This is a genomic window from Ruegeria intermedia (genome assembly GCF_900129345.1).
In the GTDB taxonomy this organism is placed as follows: domain Bacteria; phylum Pseudomonadota; class Alphaproteobacteria; order Rhodobacterales; family Rhodobacteraceae; genus Ruegeria; species Ruegeria intermedia.
The window spans coordinates 1-18,407 of sequence record NZ_FQVK01000038.1; the positions used below are offsets into that span (position 1 = coordinate 1).

Annotated in this window: 14 protein-coding genes, 1 tRNA gene and 2 pseudogenes; 6 read left to right on the plus strand and 11 right to left on the minus strand. The window is 56.8% G+C overall.

Going from position 1 to position 18,407, the window contains the following annotated elements; all coding sequences use genetic code 11:
* Positions 1 to 46: 46 nt before the first annotated feature.
* Positions 47 to 123, plus strand: a tRNA-Met gene (locus F3H26_RS18010).
* Between the two features lie 122 nt (positions 124 to 245).
* Here F3H26_RS18010 and F3H26_RS18015 read toward each other — a convergent pair.
* A complete protein-coding gene (locus tag F3H26_RS18015; RefSeq protein WP_149777362.1) occupies positions 246 to 437 on the minus strand; it encodes a hypothetical protein in 192 nt (63 codons plus the stop codon).
* Between the two features lie 398 nt (positions 438 to 835).
* Entirely contained in the window at positions 836 to 1,723 is an 888-nt protein-coding gene (locus F3H26_RS18020; protein WP_223162569.1) for a helix-turn-helix transcriptional regulator, read from the minus strand.
* Between the two features lie 126 nt (positions 1,724 to 1,849).
* Between F3H26_RS18020 and F3H26_RS18025 the strand changes: the two genes are divergently transcribed.
* Genes F3H26_RS18025 through F3H26_RS18040 form a run of 4 tightly spaced genes read left to right on the plus strand, consistent with a single transcriptional unit; the run spans position 1,850 to position 5,820 of the window.
* On the plus strand, positions 1,850 to 2,815 hold the full coding sequence (locus F3H26_RS18025; protein WP_149777363.1) for a CBASS oligonucleotide cyclase: 966 nt from the start codon (positions 1,850 to 1,852) through the stop codon (positions 2,813 to 2,815).
* Between the two features lie 9 nt (positions 2,816 to 2,824).
* Entirely contained in the window at positions 2,825 to 3,337 is a 513-nt protein-coding gene (locus F3H26_RS18030; protein WP_149777364.1) for an HORMA-1 domain-containing protein, read from the plus strand.
* The gene (locus F3H26_RS18035) at positions 3,337 to 4,281 is read left to right on the plus strand and encodes an AAA family ATPase (RefSeq protein WP_149777365.1); all 945 of its coding nucleotides are present in this window, start codon (positions 3,337 to 3,339) and stop codon (positions 4,279 to 4,281) included. The genes F3H26_RS18030 and F3H26_RS18035 overlap by 1 nt, the downstream gene beginning before the upstream one ends.
* Positions 4,282 to 4,290: 9 nt before the next feature.
* Entirely contained in the window at positions 4,291 to 5,820 is a 1,530-nt protein-coding gene (locus tag F3H26_RS18040; RefSeq protein WP_149777366.1) for an SAVED domain-containing protein, read from the plus strand.
* Positions 5,821 to 6,197: 377 nt separating this feature from the next.
* Here the strand turns inward: F3H26_RS18040 and F3H26_RS19765 are convergent.
* From F3H26_RS19765 to F3H26_RS18080, 9 genes and pseudogenes are all read right to left on the minus strand, one after another.
* Positions 6,198 to 6,578 (minus strand): annotated as a pseudogene (locus F3H26_RS19765) (IS256 family transposase); the annotation flags it as partial.
* A 220-nt stretch (positions 6,579 to 6,798) separates the two neighbouring features.
* Positions 6,799 to 8,466, minus strand: coding sequence for an IS66 family transposase (gene tnpC / locus F3H26_RS18045; RefSeq protein ID WP_149777367.1), 1,668 nt, complete (start codon positions 8,464 to 8,466; stop codon positions 6,799 to 6,801).
* A 213-nt stretch (positions 8,467 to 8,679) separates the two neighbouring features.
* Positions 8,680 to 8,931 carry a helix-turn-helix domain-containing protein gene (locus F3H26_RS20075; protein WP_149777368.1) on the minus strand — a complete coding sequence of 84 codons (252 nt, stop codon included), beginning with the start codon at positions 8,929 to 8,931 and terminating at the stop codon, positions 8,680 to 8,682.
* Positions 8,932 to 9,341: 410 nt separating this feature from the next.
* Positions 9,342 to 9,770, minus strand: coding sequence for a hypothetical protein (locus F3H26_RS18055; RefSeq protein WP_149777369.1), 429 nt, complete (start codon positions 9,768 to 9,770; stop codon positions 9,342 to 9,344).
* A complete protein-coding gene (locus F3H26_RS18060) occupies positions 9,767 to 14,653 on the minus strand; it encodes a DEAD/DEAH box helicase (protein ID WP_149777370.1) in 4,887 nt (1,628 codons plus the stop codon). The genes F3H26_RS18055 and F3H26_RS18060 overlap by 4 nt, the downstream gene beginning before the upstream one ends.
* Before the next feature lie 143 nt (positions 14,654 to 14,796).
* The gene (locus F3H26_RS18065; protein ID WP_149777371.1) at positions 14,797 to 15,543 is read right to left on the minus strand and encodes a metallophosphoesterase; all 747 of its coding nucleotides are present in this window, start codon (positions 15,541 to 15,543) and stop codon (positions 14,797 to 14,799) included.
* 15 nt (positions 15,544 to 15,558) lie between these two features.
* Entirely contained in the window at positions 15,559 to 16,686 is a 1,128-nt protein-coding gene (locus tag F3H26_RS18070; RefSeq protein WP_149777372.1) for an AAA family ATPase, read from the minus strand.
* Positions 16,676 to 17,077 (minus strand): IS66 family insertion sequence element accessory protein TnpB, encoded by a 402-nt coding sequence (tnpB, locus tag F3H26_RS18075; RefSeq protein WP_149777373.1) that lies wholly within the window; start codon positions 17,075 to 17,077, stop codon positions 16,676 to 16,678. The genes F3H26_RS18070 and tnpB overlap by 11 nt, the downstream gene beginning before the upstream one ends.
* Positions 17,074 to 17,463, minus strand: a complete 390-nt coding sequence (locus F3H26_RS18080; protein WP_149777374.1) for a hypothetical protein — start codon at positions 17,461 to 17,463, stop codon at positions 17,074 to 17,076. The genes tnpB and F3H26_RS18080 overlap by 4 nt, the downstream gene beginning before the upstream one ends.
* A 77-nt stretch (positions 17,464 to 17,540) precedes the next feature.
* Here F3H26_RS18080 and F3H26_RS20080 point away from each other — a divergent pair.
* Positions 17,541 to 18,311 (plus strand): annotated as a pseudogene (locus tag F3H26_RS20080) (DDE-type integrase/transposase/recombinase); the annotation flags it as partial.
* Positions 18,312 to 18,407 lie beyond the last annotated feature (96 nt).

Below are 18,407 nucleotides of genomic sequence, written 5' to 3' on the forward strand. Positions count from 1 at the left end.
AGGCCAATAAAGTCAAAGCCAAAAAAGGGCCAAGACAAACAATCGTCGCGGGGTGGAGCAGCCAGGTAGCTCGTCAGGCTCATAACCTGAAGGTCAGAGGTTCAAATCCTCTCCCCGCAACCAAACTTCCCAACAAGATACAACCGCTTAAGAGCCCCCGAACGGGAGGCCTTTCGCGCTCCGAGCCCGTGTCAACTCTGTGTCAACAAAACCCCGACGCCGCATGTCAACGGATGGCGTCCGACTCATGGGCGAACGCCCGTCATGGCGACCGTCGCGTCCTCGAAGCGAGCCAAGGCGTCGAGCCCCTTTCCGAGCCAGTAGTCGTGCTTCTCGCTGTGGACGACATGCTCGAAGCCATGCGCGGTCATCAGCTCGGCGGTGCCGTGGTCGCGGACGAAGACCTTCGTGAAATACAAAGCGAAGTTTGGCGACATGAATGTAAGCGTTGCATCAAACCCCGCCTGGCACGCCTATCTTTTGGTCCTCAGAGAGCCTATCTTGGCGCTACGCGCCAAGATGGAACGTCGATATTCATTCAGTTTCTGCCCCGAGGCAACCTGAGCAACCTACACAGCTGGGGCGCGGGAGCATGCCCGTCACGGCGTTCAGCGCTCGCCCTTGATTCAAAGATGACGGGCGCGAAGCGGCCTGTCGCCGGGCCAATCTACCAACCACAGACGGGCGGAAAGCGGTCATTCTCTGCGGACGCAAATGACTAGGTCACGATCCCCGAAAGCAGACTTTCAAAGATGCACAATCAACGCTGTGCACGTTATGTCGGAAAAAATATGTGCTTGGGATATGATGCTTCAGCAGATGTCCAACCACACCCTCAGGCCGCGGCGCACAGTTCCTTAGACTTCTCGCGTGCTCTGACGATCGCATCCTCCACCTCCGATAGATTTTGGAGACGGATCTGTGCGCGCGCCGGTTCGAGTACATCAATGTCCAGGTTCAGACGCTTGATGAAATAGTATGCTAAGGACAGGCGCATCTCGATCCTCCGCACCCCATCGCGCATTTCGTAGTCGCACTGGATCGCTTCTCTCTGTGCCTCGCTCAAGCCCGGATGCGGACACAACAAAAGTTCTATCTTGTTTTGCCAAGCAAGGTCATTCCCCGGATTAAAGGACACTGGATTTAGTCTGCCCAGACGCTCGATCCGCGTCAGGACGAAATCGCGAAACTCCTTGCGCTCGCAGCAATATGCGCGCGCGTGCCACCGATGGCCGTCAAAGGCCAAGGCGTGGGGCGCGATATCGCGCCACCGCGTGCTGGTCAGAGACCGGTAGTGAATGGAGACGGCCTTCTTCGACTGAATAGCCGTCAGGATTCTCTGGAGAACAGCGGCGCGCACATCGCGAACAATCTCTGGAGCAACATCCACACTGGGTAATTGGCTGAAAGGCACGTCGTCGCGTCTTACGACACCGTTGACCAAGGCGCGTAGCTGCAAAAGGAGGCGGTTGGCCGAGACCTGCAGGAAACGCGGCTTCATCCCTTTAGTGGCGACGAAGCGCTTCTCCGTCGCATTGTAGGCGATGTTCTCGCCTGCGACCTCGCGGTAATTTCGCAAGTCCACTGATGCTTGTGGGGTGGAGATACCGAAGCGGTCCTCAAGATCTCTTCTGTTCAGGTGGCCTTCCCAAAAGAGCCGCCACTCGATGAACTCAAACCTAGGAGCGAGGTTGCGGCCGGGAGATGGCACATCATCTGTCATGGTATACCCCTATCGGTTCTTGACAGGTATAGCAGCTATACCCATGTAGTTTCAATAGTATTGATGCGAGTCGGCGGGAGGAGCCTCGGATCGAATCGAAAATACTGCAGCAAGAAAGGCTGGAGGATGAGCAGAGATCACGTGGGCCACCGCGAAATCGAGCAATTTGCGACGGATCGGGTAAACCTACCGAAAGAAAAGGCGAACGAGTACCGCGCCCAGGCCCGTCGGCTTCGGGAGAAGCTTGAGGGCTACCTCGACGAACATCCCAACTTCACGCTGCGGAAAATGTTGCTGTCCGGTAGCCTGGCGAAAGGCACCGCTCTTCGGTCGCTGAACGATATCGATGTCGCCTGTTACGTCAGCGGAGCGGACGCTCCTCGCGATATCGAAGAACTTCTCAACTATATCGCAGAACGCTTGCGAAAGGCGTTTCCTAATTTTACTCCCGACCAGGTTCAGCCGCAGACCTATTCGGTGACCGTGTCCTTCAAGGGTACGGGGCTGGACGTCGATATCGTTCCCATCCTCTACAGCGATGATCCCCAGTGGTATGGCGACCTCGTAAGCCAGGAAGATGGCTCCTTCCTTAAGACCAGCATTCCGCTGCACCTCGAATTCGCGACCAAACGTAAGAAGGCCCAGGAGACACACTTCGCTCAGGTCGTGCGGCTCGTGAAGTTCTGGGCCCGTCGCCTTAAGAACGAAAATCCCGACTTTCGGTTCAAGTCATTCATGATCGAGATGATCATGGCCAAGCTCTGCGACAATGGTCTCGATCTCAGCGACTACCCTGAAGCCTTGCAGCACTTCTTCACCTACATCGCGCGGAGCAACCTGCGTGAGCGTATCGTGTTCGCCGACTACTACCCGCCGTCCAGTGTCGGGCCGCTCGGCGATCCAGTGCAGATTATCGACCCGGTCAATGCTGAGAACAATGTCGCGCGCCTGTACACGCCGTCCAACGTGGACATGATCGTGGAGGCCGCACTGGATGCCGGCGATGCCATAGATGCCGCCTTGGCGGCCCCTACAAAGCAGCTGACCGTCGCCTACTGGCAGAAGGTGTTCGGCTCAACATTCCAGGTTTGAGGTAGCGGCATGTTATACAGTCTCACAGTTTCCGAAAGCTCTACCTTTACCGTTACGCACGCGCGTCACATGGCGGCAAAAGTGGCGACAGACCTCAAGCGCGTCCAGCGCTTCTATGGGTCACCCAGCGACAGCCGCATCGCAGACTATGAAGCAGAAGCGATCGCGCTGATGAAGGCCGGGTATCTAAATTACGTCTGGTACGGGTTCAAGCGCAACGGTCTCTGGATCGAACCGACACTGAAGTACACGGCGCAGGACCTTTACAGCGGTTCGATCGACGATGATCCAGGAAAGATCCGTCCGGGTGCTGATGTCTCTGGCGCGTCCTTCTACAGCTATCTGACCTACAGCCCAAAGTGGCATGCGCTGAGTGCCGCTGAGCAGGACGCCTTCGAACAGGGTCTTCCGTACATCCGAACCGGTGCTGCCGAGCCGTCGGTGAACGGCTATCTGTCGACTGATAAAACTTACTCATCTGGTGGGCGGGCGCTTGAACGTGCAACCGTACGGAGTTTCTGATGCAGACAACACCGACCATTGATGAGCTCTTCGATCGGCGCCTTGTCTATCCAGATTTTGAGCCACAAGAAAGGCTTGCTCGTCTTGTTGGCCTCGATCAGCAGAAAGACCGGCTGAAAAAAGTTCTGGGTCTACTGGTTAACCCGGGCGGATTGGCAGAATGGGCTGATCGGCATCATCCCGGCGCAGTCGCGCTCTTAGATACGGTTTTGCGAAGACCGCCGCTGGTTGTCCTTGCCGGTGATGTCGGCTCAGGCAAGACCGAACTCGCCGAGACGATCGGCGATGCCGTTGCCCGACAGGAGAAGATCGAGATCACGCTTCTTCCGTTGAGTCTTTCGACTCGTGGTCAGGGCCGTGTCGGCGAAATGACCCAGCTGATTTCGGCAGCCTTCGACTACACGCTGCAGGAGGCTGGCAAGCTGCCGGCGAGCAACGGGCGCAGCCGCGGTGCTGTCATCTTGCTGGTTGATGAAGCGGACGCCCTGGCACAATCCCGAGAGGCGAGCCAGATGCACCACGAAGACCGCGCCGGTGTCAACGCGTTCATAAGGGGCGTCGATCAAATTGCGAACGCCAAAGTGCCAGCTGCCATCATCATGTGCACGAATCGCTTGAACTCACTCGATCCGGCCGTCCGCCGCCGTGCAGCTGATATCCTAGAGTTCTCTCGTCCCGATGATGCTCAGCGTCACTTCGTTCTCTCAACGCGCCTCGAACCCCTTGGCGTTTCCCCGCAACATCTCAAGGCGCTGGTTGACGCGACCGGAGCGGTCGACGGAAGAAAGCACGGCTTTACCTTTTCTGACCTTACACAGCGACTCATCCCGATGCTGGTCCTTGATGCATATCCATCCCGACCGGTTGACGGCGCACGTGCAGTCGAGATCGCGCGCGGAATGAAACCGACACCACCCTTTCAAGACGTATCGGCGAATTGCTGACCAAACGCGATGACACAGGCGGTTACGGTTCGACGCGATGGTGATACTTTCCAGGCTCGCCAATTCTGGCTTCAAGCCGGAAAGCTACTCGACCCTGTGAGCCCGGTTGTCCGTGTTGGCTTTGAGAGTGGCCCGAAGAGTTTCGATGATGTGTGGACGGAGTATGCCGTCGGCCGGGGGCCAAAAGACGCATCGGGGAAACCGCTGAAGAGAGCGCATATTCAGTCCAAATGGCATGGAACGCCGGGAACCTACGGATATGCCGATCTCACCGATCCAGACTTTATCAACGCCAACGCCCGGTCCTTACTTCAACGCGCGCGGGACGCACAGCTTCAGTATGCTCCAAATGGTTCTGGCGTGCAGTTCAAGCTGGTTACTAACTGGCAAGTTGATCGAACCGACAATCTAAATCCGCTGATCAGTCAACGTTCCGGATCTATTTATCTAGACCGGCTGTATGGCACGAAGACCGACAACAGCAAAACCGGTCGAATCCGGAAGTCCTGGCGAGACCATCTAGAGATCGACGATCATGAGTTGCGCCTCTTTGCCGGCACACTGGCCTTCGGTCACGCGTCCGGAACGCTTAACGAGCAGCGCGACTTGCTCGACATCTTGTTTGCCTCGGTCGGATTGCGCCGGGTTCCGGCTCATGAGAGCGCATTTTTCTACGATGATTTGATCTTCCAGTGGATGGCACAAGGTCGGGCTGAATTTGATGAGCAAAGCTTAAGAGCCGCCTGCAGAGAAGAAGGTTTGTTCGACGGCTCGCCTGAAAGACCCAGAGTTTACGGCGTGAAGTCGTTCGAGCACGCCTATGATCGGCTTGAGGAGCGATGTGACGGCGTGCTGGACCTTGTACCGGCTTTCGACAAACGGTTCATCCATGACGATGCGGATTGGTCGTCGAAGCTTTATCCGGAACTCTCGGCGTTTCTGCGGGATGCGGCTGGCGATCGGCACGAGCTACGGCTGGCGCTTGACGCACACACGACCTTGGCGTTTGCCGCCGGGAGCATCCTCGATGTGAAATCCGGTCGCCGTGTGGAGCTGGAGCAACGAACGCCAAAGCGAGACGTCTGGAGCGCCGATGATGTTCCGGAAGATCCAAACTGGCCGGGGTTGGAACAAACGGTCATCGATCTGAACGCAGACGCTCATGATATCGCTGTTGCCATAGGCATCACGCATGACATCAGTAGTGATGTCCGGAGCTATGTCGACGCCAACTTGTCTGACGTCGGGCGTTTGCTGGTTCTCAGTCCAACTTCAGGGGCAGGATACCATTCTGTCGCGGCCGGACGGCATGCGTTTGCGCTGGCTCAAGCCGCAAAGAACGCCATGCGTTCAGCGATGGCAGGAACCTCACAGGAAGTTCGCCTTCACATTTTCGTTGCAGCTCCCAATGCGCTGACGTTCTTTCTAGGACAGCAGGCACCAGTGCTCGGACATGTTCGGCTCTATGAGTTTGATTTTGAGGGTGCACGGGATCGAACTTATCGTCCCTCTTTGACTCTTCCTGTAGCTACCCCCTGAAAAGGGTGCATCGATAACTCGGAGTCCGAAATACGTGGCAAACTTCGGACTCGCACATGTCCAAGGTATGGTTATCGTCGATCAGTCGGCACGCCATGCAGAAACGATAGGCGAACGCCGAACGAAGTCTGAACTGATGATATCCTGAAGCAGGGCTGGACGTCCGCTTTGAAGAAGCTGCATCGCAGCGTTGACTTTCATCGTCAGCGGCAGGTCTGGGCCGCAAGCGTCTTCCAGCCTTGTATCGGCCGCGAAAAACTTACGCCCGCATGGGGCTTGGCGCGCAGGATAAGAGCCATCAGAGTTGCCGTTTTGGGACCGCTCTTTTCGGCCATACGTCGCAGTTTGGCGAGACTGCAGGCGCACCATGCACCTCAGTCGACCTTGACCTTACGCCACCACGCACTTGCTTACGGAGCCCTCGCACAACCCGCACAGCGCGCGCATGACCCGTCGCGTGTTGGTGCCTGAGAGATCGACCGTGGCGATGAGGGACTCTGTTTTCTTTGACTGGCCCGGGTAGCGCGGTAGCGCTTTCGATCGTTGTTCTGTCACCTTGAGGTTCCCGTCCTCTATGCGGACGCACGGCACCTGCACCGTTTCGGTGGCGAAGGTGCCTCTCACAGACCCTCGCTCCGGCCGTCGCAAAGGCGACCAAGCAAGCTGGCGAGTCCTTCCTCGAACACGGCGTCGCTGCTCGCGCTGGCGTTGAATGGAAATTACTCTTCAATCAGGTCGCACCCGGTTTCATGGGAAATTGGCGAACTGCGTGAAGTGTGCGGTAGCTTAGTTCATGGCGTGATATCCCTGTCGGCACCAACTGCCGGTTGTATGGGCGTTGATCCACCCGGAGATGACGTCACCTATGAGTTTCCACCGAATCCTGGGCAAGATCCCGAAACCTACGCACAAGATACAATTCTTCACCGCAACGGCGGGTGGAGGAAAACGTCGGCAGATGTTCTGCCGACCAAAAGTTCATCGATTTATCCTAAACTCGACTGGGGCATTCCAAGGTAGAAGCTTCTCGTATTTCGAGAGCGGCAGTTTCGTCGCGATCTGGTCGAACACCCATTTTAAGTAGGGCTCCGCGTTAACTCCATTGAGCTTGCATGTCTCGACGATTGACGCATGAACTCCCCACGCCGCGGCCCCTTCCTCGCTACCAACGAACAACACATTTTTGCGCAGCAGAATTGTCGGCTTGAACATCCGCTCGACTGCGTTTGTATCGAGATCAATGCGGCCGTCATTGACAAAAGCGGTTAGCTCCTCCCATTGCCTTAAGACATAGTGGATCGCTCGCGCCATCTTGCTCTTGGAAAGGTGGCGATCTGAATGCTTGATCAGGAAGGCTTTCAAGCGATCCAAGATTGGGGCTGAAAATTCGCGTCGGTGCGCTGCCCGGATCAGCGGCGGCTTGCCTCTTATCTTCTTCTCTTCGTCATAGAGTTCCTCAATAATCTGGATTACCCGCTTCGCATCGGGAGTCTGGTTGAACTCGTATTCATCGGTAAAATTGCGTCGCGCGTGGGCCCAACACTTGACCGGTGTAATATGCTCTACAGACGTTGAAGGCTTTCCCAGCTGTCCATATCCGGCATAGGAGTCTGTCTGAACAATGGCCGTAACGCCATCGAGAATATCGTGGATATTTCGCATCGCCCGAGTTTCCCGAGGGTAATAGATAACCACGGGAGGCTTATTTCCGGAGAATGCCCTATCGTCGCGCAAGAGAGCGTAGAGGTAACTGGTCTTGGTCCTGCCTTTTCCGGGTTGTAGGATGGGCAATGTTGTCTCATCCATAAACAGCCGCTCGCTGTTGGTTTTCAGATCCTGCTCCATCAACTCGTAGATCGAGAGGAGTGCTTCATTTGCAATTCGGTTCGACCATCTCATGAGAGAGCTTCGGTTCAAGTTGATACCCTGAGACAGGAAAATGTTTTCCTGCCGATACCAAGGCAATTGCCACCCAAAACGCATCGTAATCGCGTTTGCCATGAGCCCGTGGCTCATCACCGTATTCGGAAAAATGCGCCGATCAAACTTGGTGCCTTTGATGGCGCCCCTCATCTTGCAGCCATATTTCGGATACTGGCGGACCGCTATGTAGTAGCGCGCGGGGATCACCTCCAATGTTTCAGTCGTATCCATACCCACGATTGAACCGCCGCAACCACAGGGACATTTCCGGTCTTCGGTCCCCATATAAATCTCGCGCTTTTCAATGTGGTCGGGCCATACTCGCTTGCCGCGCCCGTTGGTGTTCCGAGGCTTCGGGCGATCAGCGCTCTGTTCCCCATTCGCAGCGTTCTCGGCCGAATTTTCAGAATAACCGGCATCTCCTTTGGGGGGAGCGTCCTCGCTGCCATCTTTCGCATGGTACGCCTGTGTCTTGTCTGGGTTGCGATCAGCACTCGCTCCGAAGGCCAGCTTTTTGAGTTTTGCGATCTGGCGTTTCAGCCTCGCATTCTCCGCTTTCATGGCCTTGTTTAACATTTTTGCTTTCTGGCCTTCTTCGCGAAGGGTTTCATTCTCCGAAATCACTTCGCTAAAAAGCTCATGCAAACGCTGGACTAGTCCTGGCCCGTCAGACCCGGCAGAAACGAGTATGTCGTTTTCCAACTGTTCAATCGTATCGGGCATGTCATACGACACGGACAGGAACCGCGCCCTCCATCTGAGACATGAAAGCAAAGCTCATCCTGCGTGTCCGCAGGATTGCAGGCACGGGGCTTGACATTTCTTCGGATGTAATGGATGGAGAGGGTATCGCCGACCGCGATTTTCTGAGGCCCTTGGGATTGCCGTCCCGGGGCCTCAACCTTTCCAGAGCCTATTTTTATTAATTTTATTGGCTCATGCGGCGCCCCCTTTGTTTTCTTCAGGGTATCGTTCCGGGAACAGCTTCGGCGCTGTCATGCCAAGGGCCTGGGCCAAGTGCGCTTCGATGCGCGCTGATCGGCTCCTGCCGAGTGATACCGAGCTTACCGCAGGGAGACCGACGCCGACGCGACGAGCGATTTCGGCGAGCGAGAGACCTCGGCGGTCCAGCTCAAATTTTATCCGAGAATGTCGCTCTCTATCGATTGGAAAATCGTTGCGCACCATACACCAGCTCCGCGAATCAGTGATTAACGGGATGGCGAAATGAATGGGCTAAGTCAACCCATTGCGGCAAGCGCAATAATAGACGCCACTGAAGTCTAGGCGCTATGGGCGTGGATACTCCTAGTTTTTCGCGCCGTCAATCATTTTTTTCGCAAACCCACAGGCCGTTCCACGAGGAGGGGGATGGTAAGTCGCTCACAGTTCGCAAATAACAAAAAGACGCAATTAGGATTTCAGATAACTTATTGATATTTATAATAAAATGTAACAGCCACCAGCGGCCATTCATACCTTTTGGTCGACGATCAAACTTTAATTTTCGCCTTGCGAAAAAACTGCTCTTTAGATTCTTCGCACGACTGCCTAATCACCACCGTTTGTGGCACTTCTCGCGAAAAATTTTTGACTGCTCACCGCCAACGACAGCTTTGCGCATCATCAAGGGTCGTCGCACGCGAGAGACAATTTTGAATGTCATAAAGATTTTCCTCTAAACCATCGCGCTCTGCGGTCACGGTTTTCAGGGCGATGGCGACGGTGCGGTTCTTGTCGAGCAGATCGTTGAATTCGGCGACCAGGTCATTGTGGTCCGCCAGCAGGCGATTGTAGCTATCGACGCATTCGGTCACGTTCGATTTGCAGGTAAAGCCCTCGTAATTGCACTGGTAGCTGTCGAAACATACTGCATCGGAGCTCACGCACTTGCCTGAACTCGAGCAGACTGTTTCGCCATATCCGAGACAGGCACCACGGTCGCCCCAAGAGCAGCTGAAATGTTGCTGTGCCGCAACGCCCATGGGCATCAAGGTCACCAGCAGGAAGAGAGCTTTGATCTTCATTCCGGCAGATCCAGTTTCGGCAGTGCGTTTACAATCTTCATCGTTTCGAGGCTTACCGTAATGACGCGCTGGAACAATTTCAGCGGGTAGGCCGGGTCGCCCATGGTCTCATTGGCGTAGTCGTTGGCGTCGTTGACGATTCCGCTGGCCTTGTCGGTCTTGACCACCTGGCGCTCCATCACCCATTCCAGCGCGGGCTTTCCGTTGACAACGTAGTCATAGGCCTCCAACGGGATGTCGGTCATGGTGATGTTGGCGTTGTAGATCACCGTGGTCTTGTCGACGTTCGGGCGCTTGCCGGCGAACTTCATCTTGGTGACACGATAGAACGACTTGGGGTCGTCGATGACCCAGGTGCGCGGATCGCCTTGCTTGTAGGTGACGGGGTAATGCTCGACCGTTTCATAGTTCACATGCAGGTCACCAAGGCGTCGTCCCGCGTCGGTGAAGGCGCGGAAGTCGGCGTAGGTCTTCACGCAGGGAATGCGGGGCAGTTCCTTGGTCAGGTTGTCGGCATAGCGGTCGCGGTAGTCGGGCGAGTGCAGCAGGCCGTAGACGTAGTAGAAGATGTCCTCCTTGGTGATCTCCTCGCCCGGATAGGCCGCTTGGAAATGCGCCAGCCCGGCATCGGTGATCGCGTCACGGCGCTGGAGGCCGAAGGACTGGCCTTCGAAGAGACCGCCGGGTTCCTCATCCTGCTGGTCATAAATGTAGAGAGGGAAGCATTGGGTTCCGCCGTCGGATTGTAGCTCGATTGGTCCATTGGCCATCAGCGCAAGATTTCCATAACCTGACCACCGCATTTTCAGGACTATCATCCGGTTTTCGAGCGATGAATCAGGGAAAAACCTTGGCATCTTTCCAATATCGCTGACCAATGAGCGATCGAAGTAGAGCCATTGCTTCGAATAAGGTCGGTACATGCTTTGCCGGAGCACCTTATGATCGAAGGTCAACTCGACATTGCTGCTAAGCCGCCGGAGTAGGGAACGGTTCCAGCTAACTTTTTGCGCGTCGTAAATAACATATTCAGATGGGTCGGAGGGGCGATCCGGATCTGCATGAAACCGAGTGCGCTCACTGTTATATGTAGAGAGCAAGCTACTTATGTTCGTTCCCAACTTTGAAGGGCTCGCGTTGAAGCACCATGCGTCTCTGTTGGTCTTACTGCCACCGGAGAATTCTGCGAACAGCTTTTTGTTTTCGCTGCGATCTCTATCACCGATTTTGATGAATTCATCAAAGCTCGCGTCACGCTGGTTGATCCAATCGTTCTGATCGTCCGGCGAGATCTGCTCCCAGCCTTTGCCCTTGCTGATCCCCTTCACCGCGCCGAAGTCGCGGATGATCGCCAGCTTCTGTTTCTGGTCGAGGTAGTCGCCAATATCGTGAAAGAAGATACAGCCATGCTCCGCTGCATCGGGGTTCTTCACGAAGACGCTGATGGCGATGGGCGCGCGGCTGCCCGAGCCGAAAATCTTGCCCCCTTCTTTGCGGGACCGCTCTCCGCTGGTGCGTTGGTTGCCGCGAAGGTGAAAGATGTAAAGGTCGGTGAACTCCTCGGCAAGACATGCGCGCATCCCATCAGCCGCATTGCCATCGAGCCAGCCAGCATTGGTCACGAAAGCCACGACCCCGGCATCACCAATCCGGTCAGACGCCCAACGGATCGCCCGGATGTAGCTGTCATAGAGGGAGTTTTTCAGAGTTGCGGTCGATCGTGCTGCATAGGTTTCGGCGATGCGCCGATCCAGAGCCGGGTAGCTCACGTTAGCGTTGTTATCGTTGGCGCTGTTCTGCCCTGAAGAATACGGCGGGTTGCCGACGATCACTCGGATATCCAGCTCCTTCTGCCGGCTGCGGCGTTCGGAGTTGTCGGGCATGTAAAGCGCCAGCTCGTCGTCGCCCTCATACATCTGGAAGGTGTCGGTCAGGCATATCCCCTCGAAGGGCACGTATTCGTCGCTGTCGGTCAGCCCTTGGTAGACCGCCTCGATATTGATCGCGGCAATGTAATAGGCCAGCAGAACAATCTCGTTGGCGTGGATCTCGTGGCGGTATTTGTGTTCCAGTTCCTCGGGCGCGATCAGCCCGGATTGCAGCAGGCGTGTGATGAAGGTGCCCGTTCCGGTGAAGGGGTCGAGGATATGGACGCCCTTTGACCCAAGGGTCTGGCCGAAATGCTCCTGCAACATCTCGTTGACCGAGTGCAGGATGAAATCGACGATCTCGACCGGGGTATAGACGATGCCCAGCTTCTCGGTCGTGCGCGGGAAGGCATTGCGGAAGAACTTGTCGTAAAGCTCGACGATCAGGCGCTGCCTGGCCTGCGGATCAGTGATGCCGTGAGCGCGGTTGCGGACGCTGTCGTAGAACTTTTCAAGATCTTTGGATTCTTTCTCGAGGTGGTTCTCGTCCAGCACGTCCAGCACCTGCTGCATGGCGCGCGAGACGGGATTCTGATCGGTGAACTGGTGCCCCTCGAACAGCGCCCTGAAAACGGGGCGCGTAATGAGGTGCTGGGCCAGCATCTCGATGGCGTCTTGTTCCGTTATGGAATCGTTCAGGTCGTCACGGAGTTCGGCCAGGAAGCTATCGAATGCGCGCCGCGCCGGGGTATCGGCTTCGGCCAGCAGCCCATTGATACGCGAGATGTGACGTTGCGCGATCTCGGCAATGTTGGTCGCCCAGTCTTCCCAGTAGTCGCGGGTGCCGCACTTCTTGACGATCTTGGCCATGATGGCCTTGGAAAATTCGTCTATGAACAGCTCGTACTGCTGGGAAGACGGCGGTGCCGAGATTTCGACATCGCCCCCCGTGCCGATCGCAGATTGAGGCTGTGCCTTCCGCGTTGGTAGTTCGGTTACTTCATGGGTGATGGACTTGAGCGCTTCGGACTCTGCAGTGATGCCGACGATCTCGATACGATCAGACACGTCCTGCCCCAGAGAGGCTTGGTTTATCGTGCCGTCGAAACGTTCGTCATGGGCACGCAGCGCGTTCAGGATCTGCCAGATAACCCGGTAGCGTTCATTATCCCGCAGCGCGACCTCGGGTTCCACGCCTGCCGGTATGCCGACGGGAAGGATGACGTATCCCATCTTCTTGCCCTCGGCGCGGCGCATGACCCGACCCACCGATTGCACTACGTCGATCAAGGACTTGCGCGGATGCAGAAACATGATCGCATCCAGCGCGGGCACGTCGACGCCTTCAGAGAGGCAGCGTGCATTGGTTAGAATGCGAGCAGTGTTGCCCTCGGCCTCGGCCTTCAGCCAGTCCAGCAATTGGTTGCGGGACTTGGCGTTGAAGGTGCCGTCGACATGCTCGATCTCGATGTCGAGGCGGTCGGGGGACGAGGGCGCATCCTCTTCGATCAGGGCATCGTCGCCGGTGTATTCCGCCACAACCTGTGTGAACTCATCGCGGATGAGCTTCGACGCGGCGATGCTCTTGCAGAAGGCCAGAGCGCGCTTCATGGGCTGCGGATCGAAGGAGATGTCCTGCTTCAGATCCTGTTTGGTCAGCGCCTTGTAGCAGCCAATGATCTTGGTGGCGTCGTCGAGGTCGAGTTCGGAATTTTCATCGGCGAGACGTTTTTGGACGTTGGCGCTCACCAAGCCTTCATCCATTGCCAGGACGATCACCTTGTAGTCGGTCAACAGGCCTTGCTGAACCGCCCAGCCGAAACCCCGATAAAACAGTGTCTTGCCATACAGGCGCTCGTCATCCATCGAGGCCAGAACAGCGGCCTCTTCGTCTGCCTTTGTCTTGACAGCATCGCCGAAGATCCGCGGCGTTGCTGTCATGTAGAGGCGCTTGCGGCCCGTGACATAGGCATCGTCATGGATGCGGACGAAGTTCGAGTCTTCTTCGCCTGCCAACGTGGCGCCGGTCGTCCGGTGCGCCTCGTCGCAGATAATCAAGTCGAACGCGGGGAGGCCCGCCTTTTGCGCCGCTTCGAGAACGCCGATCGACTGGTAAGTCGAAAACACGACTGTCATGCGATCGGCCGCCTCGATAGCGGCTTTCTCGACCAGGCGTTCCGGATTGGTTGTCGCTGGGAATGCCAGATCATGCGCGTCGATTTCGGCGGCATCATCAGTTCCGACCCGGCGTTTGCCCACCTGAGCATCCGAGCACACAGCGAAAGACCGTAGCGGTGTCTCGGTGTCGTTGGTCCATTCGCGGACAGTCTGGGACATCAGCGCAAGCGAAGGAACCATAAAGAGCACGCGTCCGCCTTTGCCGACGAGATCCTCAGCGATCTTTAGTGAGGTGAAGGTCTTGCCTGTACCGCATGCCATGATCAGCTTGCCACGATCGTCGGTTGCCAAACCCGCGCGCGCAGCCTCAAGCGCTTCGATCTGGTGCGGCCGGAGTTTCTTCTTGTCCGAAAGGACAGCTTCACCACTCAGGCCAAAATTCGTCCAGTCGATTGGACTTTCTCGTAGGTGGGTGAGTGAGATGCGGACAACCGGAATTGTCTGACCGGAGATCATTTCCTCGGCGTTTGCACCCCAAGGCACAGTTGTCGAGTCGATTACCAAACGACGCCGAAACGGCTCTTTGCCCGATGCTGATATGAAGCTGTCTATGTCAGCCTTCTGGATCCGATGCGTTTCGGCATAGAACTTGCACTGGATCGCAGCGAAACCGTCTTCATTCCGGAGCTTCGCAACCAGATCAATGCCGATGTCTTTTCCGCTCCACCCATGCTGGTCGGCCCAATCCTTCCAAGTCCAAACTTGAGAATACTCCTCGACCTGCACCGGGTCCGTGGTCAGATAGGCGCAAGCGAGCCGCTCGAAATACGTCCCCTTCTCTCGTTCCGTGACAGCGGCTTCACGATAGGAATGGAGAAGATCATCAATGGCTGACATCGGGGGTAAGCTCTTCAATTAACTACGATCCCTCTTGAGTAAACCACTCTCTTGGCTCGGAGCAACTTTGACCTCGCTGACGGCTTGAATTTTAATTGGTGGCAAAGGCATGCCAAACAAATCGGCGACATCCCGGTCCAAGCTCAGGCCGTCTTCGCCGGATACGCCACCGAGACGTTGCGCAGCTTGGTCGCTCCAATCTGAAACTCTGCCGCAAAGTGGGTATGTCCAAAGAACCATTGCTCAGGTTGATATCGCTTGATCAGGTCGCTGAGGTCCGAGGCATAGGCTTGGGGCACCGAGTCGCCTGGAGGCAATGCGAGGGGATGGGGCGCGTGATGGGTCACAACAACGGTCTCACCTGCGAAGGGTACTGACAGCCGCGCCTCCAGCCAGGCGACATGTTCACGATGCAGGGCGATCGTGTCGAATGGCCGCGCCTTGCGGAAGCCTGAGTGCGCAACCCGGATATAGCGGTAATCGTTCATGATCCGCGCGGCCTCGGCGGCATTCTCTTCCAGCGTTCCAGCGCCAAGGCGCATATCGGTCCAAAGTGTGCAGCACAGGTAGCGCGTAGCGCCATGGATGATCTCGGATTTCTGTGCAAACTTTGTCTGGGCTGCCTTGGCAATCTCGGCAAGCCGATCATCGCCATCCAGACGGAAGTCGTAATAGTCGTGGTTGCCTGGGAGCACATGCACGCGGTTCAGCGAGATGCGCTCGCCAATCAGCGCGAGGGCCTGTTTCCAGCGCACTCGCGGTTTGTTGGTCAGATCGCCGGCGATGATCAACAGCTCGACACCGCCGAAATCGATCTGTTCGAGCGGGTTGAGGCCTGCCCGCTGCCAGAGGTCAAGATGCAGATCGGCGAGGATTAGCGTATTGGACATACACCTGCCTCCAATTCAATGTGCTCTTGGGCTGTTCTCCAGCGCGCAGAGGCCGTCGATCAGCTTGATGACCGCGCGCAGATCAAGGCGACAGGAGGAATTTTCGAGCATCTCGGCCAAGGTTGCAATCACGTCCTCCGATAGCCCCCGCGCCGAACCCTCCCGGCGCGCGAAATGCGCCAGATCCGCGCCTGAAAGCGGGGGGACATCAACGACCCGGCAGCGGCTGAGCAGCGGGGCGGGCACGTTGCGCCGATTGTTCGATGTCAGGATCCAACTGATCCAACGCATGTCGAAGCGCACTCGGAAGAAGGGACAGCTCCACGCCTGTGCGCTGAGCGGCTCGAGCAAGGGCAGAAGCGCATTTGTCAGTGCATAGCTCATGCCCTTGTTGGAGCGCACATCACCGACCTTGTCGATCTCATCGACTACCATCACAGGGTTGCCCGCGTGTTCGCGCAGGATCAGCTCGACCAACCGACCCGGCTGCGCGTTTGCCCATCCTTTCTGGCTCCCCACCACCGCGAAACCGGCGGGCTCGTTTGCTGCGTCGATCAGATCCGAAGGTGTCCCGATCAATTCCGCCAGACGCCGCGCCCAGTGGCTTTTGCCCACGCCAGGCGGTCCATCAAGCAGCATCGGCGGTAAGCGCAAGGCGGTCGCCCCGCTGCGCACGCTTTCGCGCATCGCGCGCCAGGCCAGCGTAGTCGGCTGCGCCATCCAGGGCATCTCATCGTGCAGCGTCGCGGCGATCTCGTCGGCGCGATGCTCGGATGGCAGCCGAACCACCTGTACGCCGTCGCTGAGGCCGCGTAGCTTTTCTAGCGCGTCCTTGTCCAGATGCCCCAGACCCGATACCCGCATACGCCGATCGGCCAGCGCTTTTGCTCGGCGCCGAATCTTGTTGTCGTCGTGATGACTAGGGCTGCAGGCGCGTAACTCTTCGCTCCAGTCATCGGCTTCGCGTGCGGCGTGGAAATACTCCAGGTCAAACCCGAGTGCCTTCCAGCGCAGCTGGCGTAGGAACGCGGTGAGTTTCTGCTCGATCTTATACGGCGATGTCTCGAGATCGAAACGCGCAGCAACAATGTGGAGAGGAACCTGGTCGCGTCTTGGCGCACGGGTGCGACGATCAATGCTCATGAGCTTGGTCCGAATTCTGGCGCGATTGCGTTGAATGAGACTGCGGCTTGTGTGGCCGCAGGTAGCGAGATGTCGTTACATTTCGCCAATCGATGCCTTCGAAGAGTGCTTCAAATTGTGCTTTCGTAAGCGATAGCGTTCCATCTTCAAGATTGGGCCAATAGAACCCTTTGCCTTCAATGCGCTTGTAGATCAGCACCAAGCCGGTGCCGTCCCACATCACGATTTTCATCTTGTCACGTCCCTTCGATCGGAACACGAAGAACGCGCCGGAAAAAGGATCAAGATCGAAGTTTTCTGCGACATAGTTCACGAGGCCATCGATCCCCTTTCTGAAATCGACGGGTTGCATTGCAAGAAATATCTTGAAGCTGCTTGAGGGGGCGATCATGCTGTGGCCCCTGCTGCACGGATCAGTTTTGCCAGGTTTGCTTCGTCGATGGATGTCGGAAATTCGATGCTGACTGAACCGACAATGATACGCGCTTGCTCCGAATTGGAGGTGGGCGCGGCAGCTGATCGAGACTCAGTGGTGAGCTTCACCTCAGCGAACGCTGCCCCGTTGTCCATGATGGTGTCGCCACGAGCTCGGCGCGCTGCGACGTGCCACTTGCGGACCAAGCATTCATGTGCACCGAGTTCCGCTGCAATCTCACCGGGCGAGGCGCCTTCTTCGTCGATGCGTCGCACGGCCTCACGTTTTAGGGTTTTCGGCCAGATATTCTTGCCCGAGGGTGTTGTGGGGATTTCGAAGCCCCAGATCTTGCGATCCGTCATGATGGTCTCCCGTGTGGTTTGGGAAGTAGATCTATCATGGAGGGAAGGGGCAGTTCAGAGGCTGTGAGCGGGGTCAGATGCAACGCTTACACATGAATGTGTCAGATGCCAAGAAACTGCGTGCCCTGGAGGACGAGAATAACAAACTGAAGCGCATGCTGGCGGATGCGATGCTCGGCAATGCTGCCTTGAAGGACCGCGCAGCAAAAAACTACTGACGGTTCGGCATGCGGCCGCCATCGGTCCGAGGCCCATGCCGGACATGTGAAGCGGCGAGCTGTGCGTGACGTGATGGAACGGCACGGCTTGTCCGAGCGTCCGTTGCCCGACAGGCGATTTGCAGAGCAAATCTGCCGAGAGGGGCGTGTGAATTGGCGGACCTGCATAGGTCGGTCTTTCAGTATCAGAAGCAGGATCGGGGCGATGAAGCCCTGCGCAAACGGCTTCGGGATCTGGCGAACGAACGGCGTCGGTTCGGCTGTCGACGTTTGGGCATCCTGCTGGCCAGGGAAGGTTTTGAAGTGAACCACAAGAAGCTGTTCCGGCTCTACCGTGAGGAAAGTCTGGCGGTGCGCCGCAGGCGGTCTCGCAAGCGGGCTTTGGGCACGCAGCGACCCATTCTGGTGCCGGATCTTGCCAATCAGCGTTGGTCGTTGGATTTTGTCTCCGACGCATTCGAAGATGGGCAGCGGTTCCGCGTGTTGTGCATTGTAGATGACTGCACCCGTGAGGCACTGGCAACTGTCGTGGATCGTTCCTTGTCCGGCGCGAGGATGACGCGTGAACTGGACAACCTGATCCGTCGGCGTGGCCAGCCCGATATGATCGTCTCTGACAACGGAACGGAAAGTAAGCGGTGCGCGGATCACACTGTCTGGGCGTAATTCCAGGGCAGCAGGGCGTCGATATCGGATTGCTTGTGGCCATTGATGATGGCCCGGAGC